This window comes from Lysobacter brunescens, assembly GCF_042677005.1.
Lineage (GTDB): Bacteria > Pseudomonadota > Gammaproteobacteria > Xanthomonadales > Xanthomonadaceae > Lysobacter_I > Lysobacter_I brunescens.
This window is the reverse complement of the sequence record NZ_JBHTIF010000003.1, coordinates 209209-226971: the sequence shown is the minus strand read 5'-3', so window position 1 is coordinate 226971 and position 17763 is coordinate 209209. Positions and strand designations below refer to the sequence as shown.

General features: G+C 68.2%; 14 protein-coding genes. 9 read left to right on the top strand and 5 right to left on the bottom strand.

The annotated features are described in order from the left end of the window. The first annotated feature begins 3 nt into the window (after positions 1-3). The 5 genes from ACFQ0E_RS14965 to ACFQ0E_RS14945 all read left to right on the top strand — a co-directional run bounded on the left by ACFQ0E_RS14965 (position 4) and on the right by ACFQ0E_RS14945 (position 5098). Positions 4-1158, top strand: a complete 1155-nt coding sequence (locus ACFQ0E_RS14965) for an agmatine deiminase family protein (RefSeq protein ID WP_386825146.1) — start codon at positions 4-6, stop codon at positions 1156-1158. Next, on the top strand, positions 1155-2039 hold the full coding sequence (locus ACFQ0E_RS14960) for a carbon-nitrogen hydrolase (RefSeq protein WP_386825144.1): 885 nt from the start codon (positions 1155-1157) through the stop codon (positions 2037-2039). Before ACFQ0E_RS14965 ends, ACFQ0E_RS14960 begins: the two co-directional genes overlap by 4 nt. 71 nt (positions 2040-2110) lie before the next feature. Continuing rightward, the gene (locus tag ACFQ0E_RS14955; protein ID WP_386825142.1) at positions 2111-2740 is read left to right on the top strand and encodes a TetR/AcrR family transcriptional regulator; all 630 of its coding nucleotides are present in this window, start codon (positions 2111-2113) and stop codon (positions 2738-2740) included. 23 nt (positions 2741-2763) lie between these two features. Next, the gene (locus tag ACFQ0E_RS14950) at positions 2764-3690 is read left to right on the top strand and encodes an alpha/beta hydrolase (protein WP_386825140.1); all 927 of its coding nucleotides are present in this window, start codon (positions 2764-2766) and stop codon (positions 3688-3690) included. A 157-nt stretch (positions 3691-3847) separates the two neighbouring features. After that, positions 3848-5098 carry a TraB/GumN family protein gene (locus ACFQ0E_RS14945; protein ID WP_386825138.1) on the top strand — a complete coding sequence of 417 codons (1251 nt, stop codon included), beginning with the start codon at positions 3848-3850 and terminating at the stop codon, positions 5096-5098. A gap of 67 nt (positions 5099-5165) precedes the next feature. On the opposite strand, the gene ACFQ0E_RS14940 is transcribed toward ACFQ0E_RS14945, so the two are convergent. The 3 genes from ACFQ0E_RS14940 to ACFQ0E_RS14930 are packed head-to-tail and all read right to left on the bottom strand — an operon-like array spanning position 5166 to position 12969. After that, the gene (locus tag ACFQ0E_RS14940; protein ID WP_386825136.1) at positions 5166-8276 is read right to left on the bottom strand and encodes an efflux RND transporter permease subunit; all 3111 of its coding nucleotides are present in this window, start codon (positions 8274-8276) and stop codon (positions 5166-5168) included. Continuing rightward, positions 8273-11803 carry an efflux RND transporter permease subunit gene (locus ACFQ0E_RS14935; RefSeq protein WP_386825134.1) on the bottom strand — a complete coding sequence of 1177 codons (3531 nt, stop codon included), beginning with the start codon at positions 11801-11803 and terminating at the stop codon, positions 8273-8275. The genes ACFQ0E_RS14940 and ACFQ0E_RS14935 overlap by 4 nt, the downstream gene beginning before the upstream one ends. Beyond that, on the bottom strand, positions 11800-12969 hold the full coding sequence (locus ACFQ0E_RS14930; RefSeq protein WP_386825132.1) for an efflux RND transporter periplasmic adaptor subunit: 1170 nt from the start codon (positions 12967-12969) through the stop codon (positions 11800-11802). Before ACFQ0E_RS14930 ends, ACFQ0E_RS14935 begins: the two co-directional genes overlap by 4 nt. 356 nt (positions 12970-13325) lie before the next feature. On the opposite strand from ACFQ0E_RS14930, the gene ACFQ0E_RS14925 reads away from it, so the two are divergent. Together ACFQ0E_RS14925 and ACFQ0E_RS14920 are read left to right on the top strand one after the other, a co-directional pair. Then, positions 13326-13670, top strand: coding sequence for a c-type cytochrome (locus ACFQ0E_RS14925; protein ID WP_386825130.1), 345 nt, complete (start codon positions 13326-13328; stop codon positions 13668-13670). Between the two features lie 11 nt (positions 13671-13681). After that, a complete protein-coding gene (locus ACFQ0E_RS14920; RefSeq protein WP_386825128.1) occupies positions 13682-14122 on the top strand; it encodes a c-type cytochrome in 441 nt (146 codons plus the stop codon). 174 nt (positions 14123-14296) lie between these two features. Here ACFQ0E_RS14920 and ACFQ0E_RS14915 read toward each other — a convergent pair whose 3' ends face one another. Both ACFQ0E_RS14915 and ACFQ0E_RS14910 read right to left on the bottom strand, forming a co-directional pair. Beyond that, on the bottom strand, positions 14297-16114 hold the full coding sequence (locus ACFQ0E_RS14915) for a hypothetical protein (RefSeq protein WP_386825126.1): 1818 nt from the start codon (positions 16112-16114) through the stop codon (positions 14297-14299). A gap of 15 nt (positions 16115-16129) precedes the next feature. Then, positions 16130-16723 (bottom strand): NfuA family Fe-S biogenesis protein, encoded by a 594-nt coding sequence (locus ACFQ0E_RS14910; protein WP_386825124.1) that lies wholly within the window; start codon positions 16721-16723, stop codon positions 16130-16132. 101 nt (positions 16724-16824) lie between these two features. Here ACFQ0E_RS14910 and ACFQ0E_RS14905 point away from each other — a divergent pair, with 101 nt between their 5' ends. Next, entirely contained in the window at positions 16825-17166 is a 342-nt protein-coding gene (locus ACFQ0E_RS14905; protein ID WP_386825122.1) for a 4a-hydroxytetrahydrobiopterin dehydratase, read from the top strand. Positions 17167-17200: 34 nt separating this feature from the next. Continuing rightward, complete coding sequence (locus ACFQ0E_RS14900) at positions 17201-17746, top strand: ECF-type sigma factor (protein WP_386825120.1); 546 nt, start codon at positions 17201-17203, stop codon at positions 17744-17746. Positions 17747-17763: the final 17 nt, after the last annotated feature.

The window sequence follows — 17763 nt, the reverse complement described above, 5'->3', positions numbered from 1 at the left end:
TCGATGTCCACAACTGTCCGTTTTCCGGCGGAATGGGAACCCCAGTCCGCCGTCCTCATCGCGTGGCCGCATCCCGAGACCGACTGGGGCCCGCGCCTGGTCGATGTCGAGGAAACCTACATCGCCCTGGTCGCCGCGATCACCGCGTTCCAGGACGCCGTGATCTGCGTCGCCGACGATGATCTGCAGACCTATGCCGAGGCGCGGCTGCGTTCGGCGCGGGTCGACATGGGCCGCGTCCGCTTCGTGACCGTCGAATACGACGACACCTGGCTGCGCGACAGCGGTCCGATCACCCTGAAGTGCGAGACCGGCCATCCTGGCGCGGCTCGCACGCCGCCTGTTCGGCTCATGTCCGAACAGGCGTCCGCCGAATCCGCTGACGCGGATTCGCGGGCGGCACATCCTTGTGCCGCAGCACCAGTCACGACCGATGGCTTCCTGCAGCTCGACTTCCGCTTCACAGGTTGGGGCGGGAAGTTCGAGGCCAGCCGCGATGACCGTCTGGTCGAGGCGCTGACCGCGCAGGGCGTGTTCGCGAACGCGACGCGCGAGCAGATCGATTTCGCGCTGGAAGGCGGCGGGATCGAGACCGACGGCGCCGGCACCCTGCTGACGACCTGGAAGTGCCTGCACGAGCGCCATCCGGACGCGAGTCGCGAGGAATTGACGACAAAGCTCGCGACGTGGCTTCGCCAGGATCGCGTGCTGTGGCTCGACCACGGCTATCTGGAAGGCGACGACACCGACGCCCACATCGACACCCTCGCCCGCTTCGCCGCCGAGGACGCGATCGTCTACCAGGGCTGCGACGACGTCAGCGACACGCACTACCCCGAACTGCAGACGATGGCCGCCGAACTCGCCGCGCTGCGCACCCGCGACGGCAAGCCGTATCGGCTGTTCGCGCTGCCGTGGGCGAAACCCATCTTCGACGACGGCCGTCGCCTCGCCGCGAGCTATGCGAATTTCCTCATCGTCAACGGCGCAGTGCTGATGCCGTCCTACGGCGATCCGGCGGACGCGCGCGCCCAGGAAGTGATGGCCGAGGCGTTCCCGGGCCGCGAGATCGTCCCGGTGCCGTGCCGCCCGCTGATCTGGCAGAACGGCAGCCTGCACTGCATCACGATGCAACTTCCGGAAGGTGTACTCGCATGAAGACCAAGACGCTTCCCGTCGCCCTCATCCAGGAAATCAACCACGGCACCGCCGAGGCCAACCTGTCGGTGATCGAAGCGCGCGTCGCCGAGGCGGCGAAGTCCGGCGCGAAACTCGTGCTGCTGCAGGAACTGCACAACGGCGCGTACTTCTGCCAGCACGAATGCGTGGACGAGTTCGACCTGGCCGAGCCGATCCCGGGGCCGAGCACGGAGCGTCTCGCTTCGCTGGCGAAACATCACGGCGTGGTGCTGGTGAGTTCGCTGTTCGAGCGACGCGCGGCGGGGCTGTACCACAACACCGCCGTGGTCTACGACGCCGACGGGTCGATCGCCGGCAAGTACCGCAAGATGCACATCCCGGACGATCCGGGTTTCTACGAGAAGTTCTATTTCACGCCGGGCGACCTCGGTTTCACGCCGATCGATACTTCGGTCGGCCGCCTCGGCGTGCTCGTATGCTGGGACCAGTGGTATCCGGAGGCCGCCCGGCTGATGGCGCTGGCCGGCGCCGAACTGCTGCTGTATCCGACCGCGATCGGCTGGGACCCGTCCGACGAACAGGCGGAGAAGGATCGCCAGCGCAATGCCTGGATCCTCAGCCACCGCGGCCATGCCGTGGCCAACGGCGTGCCCGTGCTCAGCTGCAACCGCGTCGGTCACGAGACTTCGCCACTCGGTGCAGCCGGCATCGACTTCTGGGGCAACAGCCACGTCCTCGGCCCGCAGGGCGAGTTCATCGCCGAGGCCGGCACCGAGCCGACGATCCTGCTCGCCGAGGTCGATATGGCGCGCAGCGAGCATGTCCGCCGGATCTGGCCGTTCCTGCGCGACCGCCGCATCGACGCCTACGGCGACCTGCTGAAGCGCTACCGGGACTGAGTCGCACCCGGCGGGCACCGCTCGTCGCTTGGCGCTCGCACGAAACGAACGGTCGCGCTATTCATGGCGCCATGGGACCGCAACCCGCCACCAGCAAAGGCGCCGCCACCCGGGACGTCATCCTCGACCGGGCCTACATGATCGCCGCATCGGCGGGCCTGGAAGGCCTGTCGATCGGTCCGCTGGCCGAAGCCGTGGGCATGTCCAAGAGCGGTGTCTTCGCTCATTTCGGTTCCCGCGAGGAACTGCAGCTGGCCGTGCTCGACCTGGCCGCGTCACGTTTCGGCGAGCACACCTTGGTGGCGTCGCTGAAGGCACCGCGTGGCCTGCCCCGGCTCCACGCGATCCTCGACAACTGGTTCGACTGGCTGCGTCGCGATCGCGGTGGTTGCCTGCTGCTCACTGCGATCAGCGAATTCGACGACCGGCCCGGTCCGCTGCGCGACCGCGTCGTCGCCCTCCACCAGCGCTGGCGCGACGATCTCGCACGCGCGATCGGCATGGCCATGGGCACCGGCGAACTGCGTGCAGACCTCGACCCGGAACAGTTCGCCTTCGAACTGAACACGATCGCCCTCGCCGTCCAGCACGATGCGGCGATGTGCGGGCTGGAAACAGCCACCGGGCGCGGCCGTCGCATGCTCGACCACCTGCTGGCGTTCTACGCGGCACCTCCCAGAAGCACCGTCCCGGTTTCCTGACCCCCCTCCCCCACGAGGTCGACATGTCCAAGCACGCATCCAGAATTAGCACGACCGTTCGTAATATCGTCGGATTGCAGACCCTGCGCATCGGTTTCGCGCTGGGACGGATCCTGCGTCCCCAGAACACCCTGCACCGCGCCGTGCGGCTGTTCAGCACCCCGTTCGCAAGCAGTCGGTCACGGGCGCTCGCTGCGCCGACGCACGGCGCGCGGGAATCGCGACTCGACGTGGACGGGCTGTCGATCGCGACCTACGCCTGGGGCGATCCGTCGCGCCAGCCCTACGTCTTGTTCGCTCACGGCTGGTCCAGCCACGGCACGCGCATCGCGAAGTGGATCGAACCGCTGCAGTCATCGGGATACGCCGTGGTCGCCTTCGACCAGGCCGGCCATGGCCGCAGCGGCGGCCAGCGCACCACCCTGCCCGACTTCGCCTGTCACCTGATGGCGGTCGCACGGCATTTCGGGCCGGCGGCGGCGGTGATCGGGCATTCGCTGGGCGGCGCTGCGGCGGCGGTGGCGCTGGCGCGCGGATTGCAGGCCGAACGCGCGGTGCTGATCGCCCCGGCAGCCGACCCGCTGGCGGCGATGGAGCGCTTCAGCCGCTTCGTCGGGCTGGGGACCGCGTTCGCGGCGCGGATGGCGGCGTTCTTCGAAGCGAGGACGCGCGTGCCGATCGAGGAACTGCAGGCGCATCGCAATGCCCCGCTGATCGCGCGGCCGGCGCTGATCGTCCACGACCTGGAAGATCGGGAAGTGCCGTGGCACGAGGGCGAACGGTACGCGAGGCTCTGGAACGGGGCGCGGCTGATCAGCACGCGGGGCTTCGGCCACAACCGGATCGCCGATCATCCGGGCGTGATCGGCGACGCGCTGCGCTTCCTGCGCGGGGAAACGGTCGGCGAGCGTCTGGTGTCGTCGCCGAACCTGCCTTACGGGATGTGCTGAGGCGGACCGCGCAACGCCTGGGGGCGGACGCAGACAGCGCCGGCGCGAGGCTCTATCCTGCGCGCTGCGTCGCAGGCTCCCCGCTGGACCGGTGGGACAGGCAACCGCGATTCCTAGAACACGCGATCCCGCGCCCCCACATGTCCCCCTCGTCACGATGACCGATACGCCACACACCCCGACCGACGCGACACCGACCGTCAACCCGGACGCCCCGCTGCAGGGCCAGCCGCACGCCATCGTCGAACGCGACGGCGTGCGCTACACCCTGCTGGGCACCGCGCACGTCTCGAAGACCAGCGTCGACGTGGTGCGCGCGGCGATCGCCACCGGCGCCTACGACACGATCGCGGTCGAACTGGACCCGCAGCGCGCACAGGCGCTGACCGATCCCGACGCGCTGGCCAAGCTCGATCTGGTCAAGGTGCTGCGCGAGGGCAAGACCGCGGTGTTCGCCGCAAACCTCGGTCTGGCCGCGTACCAGCGCCGCCTCGCCGAACAGCTGGACATCGAGCCCGGCGCCGAACTGAAGGCGGCGGTGCTCGATGCACGCGAACGCGGGCTGACCATGACGTTGATCGATCGCGACGTCGGCCTGACCTTCAAGCGCGCGATGCAGCGCCTGGGGTTCTGGGGCCGCGCGAAGGTTGGCGGCGGACTGATGACCTCGCTGTTCGTCGACGAGAAAGTCTCGGACGAACAGATCGAGAACCTCAAGCAGGGCGACATGCTCGAAGCGAGCTTCAGCGAATTCGCGGAAGGCAGCCCGGCGCTCTACGAAACCGTCATCGCCGAACGCGATGCCTACATGGCAGCACGACTGCGCGAGATCCCCGCACAGCATCCCGAGGCACGCGAAGTGCTGGCCGTCGTCGGCGCCGGACATCTGCAGGGCATGGAGCAGCATCTGCGCGAAGACACGCGGGACCCGGCCGCCCTGCTGTCCGATCTGCGCACGGTGAAGGAAAAATCCTCGTTCCCCTGGTTCACCCTGCTGCTGGCCTTCTTCGTGCTCGGTGGCTTCGTCTGGGGCTTCTGGCGCGGCGGCGCCGAGGTCGGCGGCGAACTGGTACTGGAATGGGTGCTGGTCACCGGCACATTGGGCGCCGTGGGCTGCCTGCTCGCCGGCGGGCATCCGCTGAGCATCCTCACCGCGTTCGTGTCGTCGCCGATCACGCCGCTGCATCCGGCGCTGGCCTCGGGCACGCTGAGCGCACTGGTCGAAGCCTGGGTACGCAAGCCGACGTATGCCGACTTCATGGCGCTGCGCGACGATGTGCAGAGCGTGAAGGGCTGGTGGCGCAACCGCGTGGCGCGCACGCTGCTGAACTTCTTCCTGACCAGTTTCGGCACCGCGATCGGTGTCTGGGCCGGCGGGGCGAAGATGATCAAGACGCTGCTCGGGTAAACAAGCCCATCGAAACAAGAACGGCCGGGGATCGCTCCCCGGCCGTTTCACCATCCGGCGACTGCCATCAGTCGATGTGGATTGCCGTCACCGCAGCCGCCGGCACCTCGCGCTTGCCCATGGCTCGCCTGGAGATGCGCAGGAAGTTCGCACGCGTGTCGTCCAGTACGGCGTAGATCGTCGGCAGGAAGAGCAGGCTGACCACCGTCGAGAACGCCAGGCCGCCGGCGATCGCGCGGGCCATCGGGAAGTACGGCGGACCGTCGCCGGCCATCTGCGTGCCGCCCAGCGAGATCGGAATCATCGCGAGGATCGCCGTGCCCATGGTCATCAGGATCGGGCGCAGGCGCTCCCGACTGCCTTCGACCAGCGCATCGGTTCGCGTGAGCCCGCGCCGTCGCAGGTTGTTGATGTGTTCGATCATCACGATGCCGTTGTTCACGACCACACCCATCAACACCAGGATGCCGATGAAGGCCATGACGTTGAATTCGGTGCCGGTGATCCAGAACAGCCAGAACACGCCGAACACCGAAAACAGCACGCCGCTCATGATCGCCGCCGGGAACAGCAGCGATTCGAAGACCGCCGCCATGATCACGTAGATCATGATCAGCGCGATCACCAGCTTGAAGAGCATGTCCTGCATCGCCTCGGCGTCGTCCTGGAAGCCGCCGCCGTCGAAGGTATAGTTGTAGCCGGCCGGGAACGGAATCTCCTTGAGCGTGTCCTCCATCGCCTTGCGCGCCTCGGGCATCGACACCTTCGCGGCGAGATTGGCCTGGATGGTCAGCGTGGTCTGCCGGTTCGAACGCTGGATCTCGGACGCGGCGGCGCCGATCTGCACGTCGACCATCGCCAGCAGCGGGACGGTGCGGCCGTCCGGCGCGCGCACGGTGAACGCGGAGATGTCCTTGATGCCGTAATCCTCGGCGCCGGCGAAGCGCACCCACACCGGGACTTCGGTATCGCCCTTGCGGAACTCGCGCAGCGGCGCGCCACGCAGGGCAAGGCCGACGAACTGCGAGACTTCCTGCGCGCTGAAGCCGAACGAAGCCGCGCGCTCGCGATCGACGCGGACCGACATCTCGCTGTTCTGGTCGCCGATGTTGACGCGGACATCGAGCAGCTCCTTGCGGCGGGCCAGGATCGGGATGACGTCCTCGGCGATCTCCTTCAGCTGTTCAGTCGAATCGCCGACCAGCCGCACCTGCACGTTCTGCTCGAGGCCGCTGCCGCCACCGCCGCCCGGGCCACCGCCCTGGTCGCCGATGCCGATCTTGGCGCGCGCGGACTTGGGCAGCGCTTCGCGCAGCGCATCGACCCGCTGCTTCGTCTCGCCGGCCTTCTTGGTGTCGAACTTCACCTGGGTGCCGGCCCAGCCTTCCTCGCTGTAGAAGGAATAGATCTGGACGATGCCGTACTTCTTGCGATTGGCGTCAAGGAAGTTCTCGACCTTCGTCACCTCGTCGGAAATCTGCTGCTTGGTGTAGGCACCGTTCCACTGGTAGAAGATGTCGGCTTCACCGCCTTCCTCGCCGCCGAACATGTTCGTCTTCATCTGCGTGGCGGGAATCACGCTGAGCAGCACGATCAGCACGATCCCGAGAATGCTCTTGCCGCGATGTTCCAGCGTCCAGCGCAGGAAGGCGGCGTAGCGGCGCTGCAGCGACGGGATCAGGCCGCGATCGCTCTGCACCGCCGGCGGCGTCTTCATCCGCGCGGACAGCATGGGGATCAGGCTGACCGCGACCAGCCAGGATGCCAGCAGCGACACCGAGATGGTGATCGCGATCTGCGACAGGAAGATGCTGATGATGTTGCGCTCACCGAACAGGTTCGGCACGAACACGATGCAGTGGCACAGCGTGCCGGCGGACAGCGCGATCGCGACGTTCTTCGTACCGATCAGCGAAGCCAGGCGCGGCTGCCCGGGCATGCGCTCGCGCTCCTGGTAGATGCTCTCCACCACCACGACCGCGTTGTCGACCAGCATGCCCACCGCCAGCAGCAGGCCCATCATGGTCAGCACGTTGAGGGTGACGCCGGCGAAGTACATGAAGCCGAGGGTCATCACGAAGCAGATCGGGATGGCCGTGCTCACCATCAGCGTGGAGGGCCAGTGGCGCAGGAAGAAATACAGGACGATGATCGACAGCAGCAGGCCGACCAGGCCGGCTTCGGCCAGTTCCAGCAGCGAGCTGGTGACGGCGTCGCCCTGGTTCTCGACTACCAGCACCTGCACGCCATCGAGCGCCGGGTCCTCGGCGATGACATTGACTTCATCGAGGACGCGCCTGGCGACATCGACGAGATTGGCGCTGCGCTCCTTGAAGATGTCCAGGCCCACCGCCGGCTGGCCGTCGAGGCGACGTCCGTAGTTGATGCGCGCGGGCTTGAGCTGCACGTCGGCCACGTCGGCCAGGCGGGTGCCCTTGCCGTCGATGACGATGTCGCGGTACTGCTGCAGGTCGACGATCTCGCCGATCGGCTGCACGCGCAGGCGACGATCCGCATCCTGGATCTGTCCGGCGGAGACCGAGAAGTTCAGCGAGCGCAGGCGCTGGTTCAGCTGGTCGAGCGAGATGCCGTGCGCGGTCAGGCGATCGGGCGCGATCGCGATCTCGACTTCGTTCGGCGGCGCACCGAGCACGTCGACGCGCGCCACGCCGGCGATGCGCTCCAGCCTGCGCTTGAACTCCCGGTCGATCAGGTCGTACTCGCGGGTCATGTCGCGGTTGCTGGCCAGGCGGACCTTCAGCACCGGCTCGTCGGAGGTCGAGAACTTCAGCACGAAGTAGCGCTGCAGGTCGTCCGGGAGCTGGTCGCGGATCGCGTCGATGCGCTCACGCGCCTCGGAGGCGGCGATCGAGGCGTCGCGCTCCCAGTCCGAGAACTGGATGAACATCGACGCGCCCTCGGCGCGCGCGGTGCCTTCCATGCGCTTGATGCCGCTCATGGTCGACACCGCTTCCTCGACCGGCCGCAGCACGGTGCGCTCCACTTCCTCGGGCGTCGAGCCGCTGTAGGGCAACTGCAGGAAGATGCCCGGGAAGGTGAGCGCCGGGAACGCCTCCAGCGGCAGGCGCACCGCCGCGATCAGGCCGACCACGAACAGCGAGATGAAGAACATCACCGTGGTGACGGGCCGCTTGATGCTGAACTCGGCGACGCTCATGCGGATGCGCCCTCCTCAGGCGTCGCGTCGAAGTCCTCGCCGCGACGGGCACGGCTGCGACGACCGCGCGCGACGTAATGTTCGTCGCTCTTGCGATCCAGCAGATCGTAGACCACCGGGATCACGACCAGGGTCAGCAGCGTCGACACCAGCAGGCCGCCGATCACGGTGATCGCCATCGGCGAGCGCACCTCCGCGCCTTCGCCGAAGGCCAGGGCCAGCGGCAGGAAGCCGAACAGCGTGCACAGCGTGGTCATGATGATCGGACGCAGGCGCGAGCGCGCGCCCTCGACCAGCGCGTCGCGCTTGGCCATGCCCGCTTCGCGCGCCTGGTTCACGCGGTCGATGAGGATGATCGCGTTCTTCGTCACCAGTCCCACCAGCAGGATCAGACCGATGAACACCACGACCGACACCGTCGAGTTGGTCAGCAGCAGCGCCAGCACCGCGCCGACCAGTGCGAGCGGAATGGTGAAGAGGATGACGAAGGGATGCAGCAGCGATTCGAACTGCGAGGCCATCACCAGGTACACGAGGAAGATCGCCAGGCCGAACGCGAACAGCAGCGACTTCAGCGACTGCGACAATTCCTCGCCCTGGCCGCCGATGTGCATGTCGATGCCGGCGCCGAGGCCGCCTTCGTTGTTCGCGACCAGATCCTGCACTTCCTGCATCGCGGTGCCGAGGTCGATGTCGCGCAGGTTCGCCGAGACGATCGCCACGCGCACCTGGTCGGCGCGGTGGATTTCACTCGGGCCCACCGTCGACACCACGTCGGCGACCGACTCCAGGGTCACCGGGCTGGCGCTGCCTGGATTGATGATCAGGCGCTTGATGTCCTCGATCGTGGCGCGGTCGTTCTCGCGCGCCCGCACCAGCACGTCGATCTTGCGGCTGCGGAAGCTGTAGCGCGTGGCGACGTCGCCGCGCACCTTCTTCACCACCGAGTCGGCGACCTGGCGCGTGGTCAGGCCCAGCGCGGCGGCGCGCTCCTGGTCGAAGTGGATCTGGATCTCGGGGAAGCCCTGCTCCACCGTCGAGGTGACGTCGGCATAGTGCGGACTGGCGCGCAGCAGTTCGGCCATCTTCCTGCCGGCGCGTTCGATGCCCTGCAGGTCCTGGCCGCGCAGTTCGATCTCCAGCGGCATCGAGAAACTGAACAGCTCGGGCCGGCTGAAATCCACCTGTGCGCCGGCATAGCGCGCAGCGCTGCCGCGCAGCGTTTCGACGAGCTGCGCTTCGCGCGTTTCGTCGCCGCTTTCGCCCATCACCACGGTGAGCTTGCCGATGTTCTCGCCGCTTTCGGTCGGATTGGCGTCCAGCCGCGTGCCGCTGCCGCTCACGCCGTACAGCGCGCGGATGCCCTCCTCCTTCGCGTGCGACTGCTGCAGCTCGCGCACGATGCGGTCGGTGTCGCGCAGAGGCGTGCCCGGCGGCAGCTTCACGGTCATCTCGAAGCGATCCTGGGCCAGCTGCGGGATCAGGTCGGTACCAAGCAGCGGCACCGCGAGCAGGCTGGCCGCGAATGCCGCAGCGGCGAAGCCGAGCACCAGCACCGGTCGCTGCATCGCACCGGGCAGCAGGCGCAGGTAGCCGCGTTCGATGCGGTGATACGGCGCCATCGCGATGTCGCTGAGCTTGCGCATCACCGGCCCGACGACGGCACTCACGCCGCGCCACAGGCGGATCACGAGCCAGCTGAGTCCGAAGGTGGCGCCGCGCGTCCCTGCGGCGAGGCCGCGATTGACGACCGCCACCGGCTTCTGCCAGCCCTTCTCGGGGTGCCATTCCGGGTGCGGTTCTTCTTCCTGGAAGGCCATCGGCGCACTGTCGCGCAGGCCGCTGAGCATCGGGATCAGGGTCATCGACACGATCAGCGAGATACCGATCGCGGTGGCCACGGTCAGGGCCTGGTCGCGGAACAGTTCGCCGGCGATGCCTTCGACGAACACCAGCGGCAGGAACACCGCGATGGTGGTGAGCGTGGACGCGACCACGGCCAGGCTGACCTCGCGCGTGCCTTCGATCGCCGCCTTGAAGATCCCGAGGCCGCGTTCTCGTGCCTTGGCGATGCTCTCCAGCACCACGATCGAGTCATCCACCACCAGACCGGTGGCCAGGGCCAGCCCGCCGAGCGACATCACGTTCAGGCTCAGGTCGAACTGGTCCATGAAGAAGAACGTGGCGATGATCGACACCGGCAGCGACAGCGAGATGACGAACGTGCTCCAGCCATCGCGCAGGAACAGGAAGATGATCAGCACGGCGAGCAGGCCACCGATCACCGCGTCGAACTTCACGTCGCTGATCGCGTGGCGGATGAACTGCGACTGGTCGTCGATGGTGGTGAGCTCGATGTCCTTCGGCAGCGTCTTGCGGATCTCCTCCAGCTTGGCGCTGATGGCGTCGGCGCTGGCGACGGTGTTGGCATCGCCTTCCTTGTAGATCGCCAGCTCGACCGCTTCGCGGCCGGCCAGGCGGATGATCGCCTCACGCTCCTTGTGGCCCTGGCGCACGTCGGCCACGTCCTTCAGGCGCACGGCCATGCCGCCGGCCGGTGCACTGCTGCCGCCACCCGATGCGTTCTGCACGGAGCTCGCGGCCGCGATGGCCTCGGCCGAACCGGTCGCTGCGGCGACCGCGGCCATCTGCCGTGCCGCCGAGGCGGCGGCATCGTTGCCGGCGGTGCGCGTGGTCAGCAGCATCTCGCGCATTTCCTCGACGCTGGCGAACTGGTTCACCGTGCGCACGAGGTAACGCTGGCTGCCTTCCTCCAGGCGGCCGCCGGAAATGTTGATGTTTTCCTGCTGCAGGCGCTGGATGACGGTGTCGATCGACAGGCCGAGCTGCGCGAGCCTCTGCTGGTCGATGTCGACCTGCACTTCGTCTTCCAGGCCGCCGCCGACCTTGACCGCCGCCACGCCGTCGACCGGCTCCAGCTTCTTCTTCAGGTCGTCGTCGGCGAAACGCCGCAGTTCGGTGAGCCGGCGCAGCGCCTTGGCCTCGTCCGCGGCATCGACATCCTTCGCCGACAGCGCGAGACGCATGATCGGCTCGGTCGACGGATTGAAGCGCAGCAGCACCGGCGGCTTGGCCTCCAGCGGCAGCTGCAGCACTTCCATCTTGTCGCGCACTTCGAGGCTGGCCTGGTCCATGTCGGTGCCCCAGGCGAATTCCAGCACCACGTCGCTCTGCCCGGTGCGCGACACCGATTTGAGCTTGCGCAGGTTCTTGACCACGCCGACGGCCTCTTCGACCGGTTCGGTGATCAGGGTTTCGATCTCCGCAGGCGCGGCGCCGGTGTATTCGGTGCGGACCGTCAGCGTCGGATAGCTGAGGTCGGGCAGCAGGTTGACCTTGAGGCTGAACAGCGCGATCGCGCCGAACAGCACCATCGTCAGCCAGAACATCGCGACGGTGACGCGGCGCCGCGTCGAGAACTCGACCAGGTCGAAACCGCCACCCGGGCCTTCGCCCGGACCGCCGGGGCCGCCGTCTTCCGGCGTATGGGAATGGGATCCGCTCACGGCTTGTTCCCTGTCTTGGCGACGGTGGCGACCTGCTTCGCGGCGGGATCGCCGATGACCTGCACGTCGGTGCCTTCGCGCAGCGCGACCTTGCCTGCGGTGACCACGCGATCGCCCTGCTTGAGTCCACCGCGCACCTCGACCCACTCGCCGTCGAAGTAGCCCAGCTTCACCGAGACGCGCGCGGCCTTGTTGCCGCGGACCACGTAGACCGCCGGGTCGCTCTCGTCGTCGAGCAGCGCGTTGCGCGGGATCACCAGCGCATTCGCGCGCTGGTCGTAATCGATGCGGATGCGACCGAACATGCCCGGCTGCAGCAGGGCGGCGCTGTCGAAGGCGCAGATCACCCGGAAGGTGCCGCTGCCGGAGTCGACCACCGGCGCGACGCGATCGACCGTGCCCTGGAACGGTTTGCCCGGCAGCGCATCCACCATCAGCTGCACCGGCAGGCCCGGCTTGATCGTGGCCAGCTCGCGCTCGGGCACGTTGAGCGTGGCTTCGATGCGCGAGGTGTCGACGATGCGGAAGATCGGCGAATTGAGCTGGACGAAGTTGCCGGGCTTGATCGAGCGATCGGCGATGACACCGGAGATCGGCGCGACCACGTTGGCGTAGGACACTTCGAGATTGGCCAGGCGATTCACCGCGCGGGCGTTCTCCAGGTCGAACTTGAGCTGGTCGAGGTCGTTGGCGCTGACCAGCTGCTGCCTGGACAGCTGCAGCGAGCGGTTGTAGTTGGCCTCCAGCTTGCGCACCTGCGCGGCGCTCTGCGCGGCCTGCAGCGCGGCGCGGTCGGAATCGAGGCGGACCAGCACCTGGCCCGCGCGCACCTGCTGTCCCACCTCCGCCATGACCTGAAGGGCGACACCGGAGGTCTTCGCGACCACCTGCGACTCGCCCCGGGCCTCCAGCGGCGCGGTGCCGCTGTAGCTGGCCGCGACCGGCCGGTTGGCGACGGCGACCACTTCGACCGGCACGGCCTCCTGCGCCTTTTCTTCCTTCTTGTCGCCATCCTTGCCCTTGGCCTGGGCATCGGGGCCACCCTTGCAGCCGGCGATCGCCAGGCAGCCCAGCAGCACGGCGGCGGTCAGCGCGTGGACCAGAGGCGTTCGGACAGCCGATGGCACGGGCGTGGAATCGACGGGGGTGGGGGTCGTGGCAGGCATGGCGATCCGGGGAGGGGGTTAGGTGTTGTATGAAGGTAGATCACCCATGCGCGACCGGCATCCGCCAGAGGTCATGGTGACTCGCGTCATGCCAGCCCTTCTCGCCGAAGCATGTCGTCACGAACCATGCTGTCGCCGGAGCGTTCGACCACGCGATGCGATCCCGACCCGCCGCCGCGCGCGCGACCGGGTCGGAACACTGCCGGATCGCACCCTTCGCGACCCGGTCGCGTTGCAGGCTATACTGTCGCGATTGCACGTTTGCGACCGCTTCCCGAGAGCGGTCCATGGCGCCAGCGGGCCGGCACAGGCCGCCGCGACGTGCCCCCGAACTCAACCCTGACCTGACGCCAGACATGATCCGATCGCCGAATCGCCATCCGCTGCTCGCCGGCTGCCTCGCCCTCCTCGCATCGTTCGCCGTCCAGGCGCAGAGCCCCGACGCCGCCGGCGCAGCCGACAAGGGCAAGCAGCTCGCCTATACCTGCCAGGGTTGCCATGGCGTCACCGGCTACAAGAACGCCTACCCGACCTACAGCGTGCCCAAGATCACCGGCCAGACCCAGGAATACGTGGTCAACGCACTGACCGCCTACAAGAAAGGCACGCGCAAGCACCCGACCATGCAGGCCCAGGCGCAGAGCTTCTCCGACGAGGACATCGCCGCCATCGCCGCCTACCTTTCGAGCCTGAAGAAGTGAGCGCCCCCTCCATGACGAAGCGTCCTCTCGCCATCGCAACGACCTGCGCCCTCCTCCTCGGCCTCGCCGCCTGCGGCAAGAGTGAGCCCGCCGCCGAAGGCGCCGGCCACAAGACCGCGAACAAGCACATCAACGCCTTCGACGGCGACGCCGCACGCGGCGAGAAGCTGGCCGCCACCAAACTGCCGAGCGGCCAGTCCTGCGTCGACTGCCACGGCACCGGCGGCCTGAAGCCGATCGATGCCGCCACCCCGATCATCGGCGGCCAATACCAGGATTACCTGTTCCACAGCCTGCAGCACTACCGCGAAGGCAAGCGCGACCACGCGCTGATGACCATGCAGATCAAGGGCGCCTTCGACGCCGGCACTCTGGACGAACAGGGCATCGCCGACCTGTCGGCCTACTTCGCCGCCCAGAGCGGCCCGCTGGGCGACCTGCACGGCAAGTAAGCCGCATCCCCGTCACGCACGGGCGCCATGCTGAAACACGAACGGGAGCCGCAGGGCTCCCGTTTCGTTTTCCTGCCAGGGATTGACGCGGAGGACGCGGATCAAACCCCGGTCAAACAATGCTTTCGATCCGCGTCATGAGCGGCAAAAGATGCCTCATGCCGCTCGCGACAATCACGGCGCGGCGGGAGGCGCCGACGGGCCATCCTTGTCTTCGCGCAGTTCGGGCTTGTAGGGCACGTCCGGCGGCGGTCGCGCGGTCGCTTCCTGATCCTGCAGGTTCGGATCCATGACACGGCAGCTGCCGCCCACGCTGAGCAGGCTCACCGTGCATTCGATGCGCTTGGTCGTGCCCGGGATCGGAATCGCGACCTTCTTGATGCCACGGCTGACCCATTCTTCCAGCAGCGTCTTGTTCGGGATCCAGAACCGGTCGAAGCGCGTCGGGGTGTAGTCCAGCGGCGGACGCTTGAGCCAGGTGCCCATGCGATCGATCTTCTCGAAATCCTCGATGATCGTGCCCGGTGGCAGGCCACCACCGACATCGCCCGCACCACCGGGCAGACGCACGCTGCCGTCGCTGTTGAAAAGTCCCGCCGTATTCCCGTTGCCTGCGCTGGCATTGCCGGGCACGTTGCGGTTCGAAGCGCCCCAGTCATCGTCGCGGGCCGTGGACGTGGCCGCGCCCGGGCGTGTCGAGGGACGCGTGCCGGCGCCCGAGGGTGCGGTACCGGCCGTGCGCCCGGCCGTCTGGGCCTGCGGTCGACCACCGGCCGCTGTCGAGCCGGACGTCGTCGATGGCGTCTGCGCGGCGCCGGTGGACGCCTGATTGCCGGGCGCGCGCGATGGCGTCGAGGTAGGTGAATTTGATGCCGCTCCGCCAGGCACGCCGGGCTTGAGCGCGATCTCGCCCGGGGCGGTGCGCAGTTCCTGGGGCCGCAGGCGCGGCGAGGTAGACGGGGTCTGCGCGATGCCGGTGGAGGGGACGGGCGACAGCGGGGAATGCACCTCGATCTCGGTGACCTGGGTGCGGAGCGTCGGCACCTTCGGCGAGGCGGTGCGCGGCGCGGGCGCCTGGATCGTCGGCACCGGCACGGTCGGCTGGAAGGTGTCGATCTCGACGACCTGCGTGCGCAGCGCCGGCACGGTGGGTGCGACCGGGCGCGGCGTCGGCGCGCGCAGCGTCGGGGTCGGCACCGGCGCGCTCAGCGTCTCCACTTCCACCACCTGCGTCGACAGGTTCGGCGTCTGCGGGCGCAGGCTGGGCAGCGCGATGTCGCGGACGGCGGTCTCCGGCAGGGTGAACTCGGGATCGGGGGCCGCCGCTTCGGTCACCACCAGCGGCTGCGCGCTCGCCGCTTCCGCAGGAGGCGCGGGTTGCGGCGGCGTGTCGTCGGCATCGGGTGGCGCTGCCGCCACGAACGGCGGCGGTGGAGGCGCGGCTGCGGCCTGCTGTCCGCCCCCGGCCGCTGCCGGCTGGCCCGCACCCGCAGACGCCGGCGCATCCGTCTGGCCCGGCGCAGGCGCCCCGCCCTCGTCGACAGGCGTGCCTTCACCGATGAATTCGACCTGCACCGCCTCGCCAGCCTGCTCCGCATCCGGCGGCGCATCGCCGATGTGCACCATGCCCACCCACAGCAGCAAGGGGATCAGGCAGAGATGCATCAGCGCGGACACCGCAGCGCCGATCCGGCGCGTACGGCGCTGATCGGCGGGCGCGGAATGCCATTGCTGGCGCAGCAGATGCCGGTAGGACTGCCAGCGGCCGAGTTCGGCACTGGCCCGCGGCGGCTGGCGCGGCGTGCGCGCAGCGAGGATCGTCAGGTAATCGGCGGCCGGGACGCCGCGCAGGATGCCGGGCCGTTCCGCGATGGCCAGGAACCAGGCGCGCCACGTCGGCGGGAATTCGCCGAACGCACGTTCGGGCTGGAGCGGGAAGCGCCGCCGGACGCGGGCCGACAGTGCTTCGATGAGGTCCGCGGCTGAGAACACGCGCGGCGCGCCCCGTCAGTGCGCGTCGCGAGCGATGTAGGGCGCCGATCCGGTGGCGTGATCGGTCGCATCGCGCACGGCGGTCACGCCGGGCACTTTCTCCAGCAACGTCTTTTCGATCCCCTGCTTGAGCGTCACGTCGGCCATGCCGCAGCCGTGGCAGCCGCCGCCGAAACTGAGGACGACCACGCCATCGGCGGTCACTTCGCGCACCGAGACATGGCCCTTGTGCTGGGCGAGCTGCGGATTGATCTCGTGTTCGACCACCCAGCGCACGCGTTCGACCAAGGACGCATCGCCGTTCGGTGCCTCGCCTTTGATCTTCGGTGCGCGGATCTGCAGTTGGCCGCCGGTGGCCTGAGTGGTGTAGTCGATCTCGGCGCCGTCGAGGAACTGCACGCTGCCGGCATCGAGCCAGAGGGTGAAGCCTTCGCAGTCCACTGCCCATTCGTCGCCCTGCAGGTCGCCGGGTTCGGCGAACTCCAGGCGGACGTCGGCGCGCGGCGTGCCGGGGTGGAGGGCGCTCAGGCGCACGCCGAGGCCCGGCAGGGCTTCGCGTTCGATCAGGCGGCGGAAATGGGTCTGCGCGGATTCGGAAATCTGGATCATCGGGCTATTCTAGCGGCCGGATTCAGCCGCGCTGGTAACTATTTCGTTGCCGCTCCGGAACATTGTTCAGTTTGAACGCCTTCCCGCACAGGACCGCCCCCATGACCGACCTCGTCCCCCTCGCCCAGGCCCATTGCATCCCCCGTCGCGGACACGAACACCGCCTGCCGCCGGCCCAGGTCGCCGAGCTGATGCCGCAGCTGCCCGGCTGGGAACTGGCCGAGAACGGCCATGCCCTCGTGAAGACCTTCGCCTTTCCCGATTACTACCGGACGATGGCCTTCGTGAACGCCCTCGCCCACGTCGCCCACCGCGAGGACCACCACCCCGACCTCGGCGTGCACTACGACCGCTGCGTGGTCCGCTTCTCCACCCACGATGTCGGCGGCCTGAGCGAGAACGACTTCATCTGCGCGGCCAGGGCCGAGGCGCTGGCGGGCTGACCGCCGCCCGAGCCCCGACGCCGGAACGGACACCATGGGCGAGATCACCGAACTCATCGAACAGGGACGCGACGACGGCGTCGACAACGCCGCGCTGTTCGGCGCGGCCTACGACGAATTGAAGAAGCTCGCCCGCGCGCGCCTGTCGCGCAGCGGGCCGATGACACTGCTCGACAGCACCGCGCTGGTCAACGAGATCTGGCTGAAGCTGGCGGACCAGCGCACGCTGCAGGTCGACACCCGTCGGCGGTTCTTCGCCTATGCCGCCGAGGTGATGCGCAACGTCATCGTCGACCAGGTACGCGAGCGCAACGCCGTGCGGCGCGGAGGCGGCGAGAAGGCGCTCACCCTCAACACCGGCATCGGCGACGGCCTGGCCGGGGACGATGAAGCCCTCCAGGTCCACGAGGCCCTGGCCTCGCTGGCCCAGGTGGAACCACGCCTGGCCCAGGTGGTGGAGATGCGCTATTTCGGCGGCATGACCGAAACCGAAATCGGCGAGGCACTGGGGCTGACCGAGCGCACCATCCGCCGCGACTGGGACAAGGCTCGGTTGCTGCTCGCGGCGATGCTGTCCTGAGGACCGGGATGTCCGGT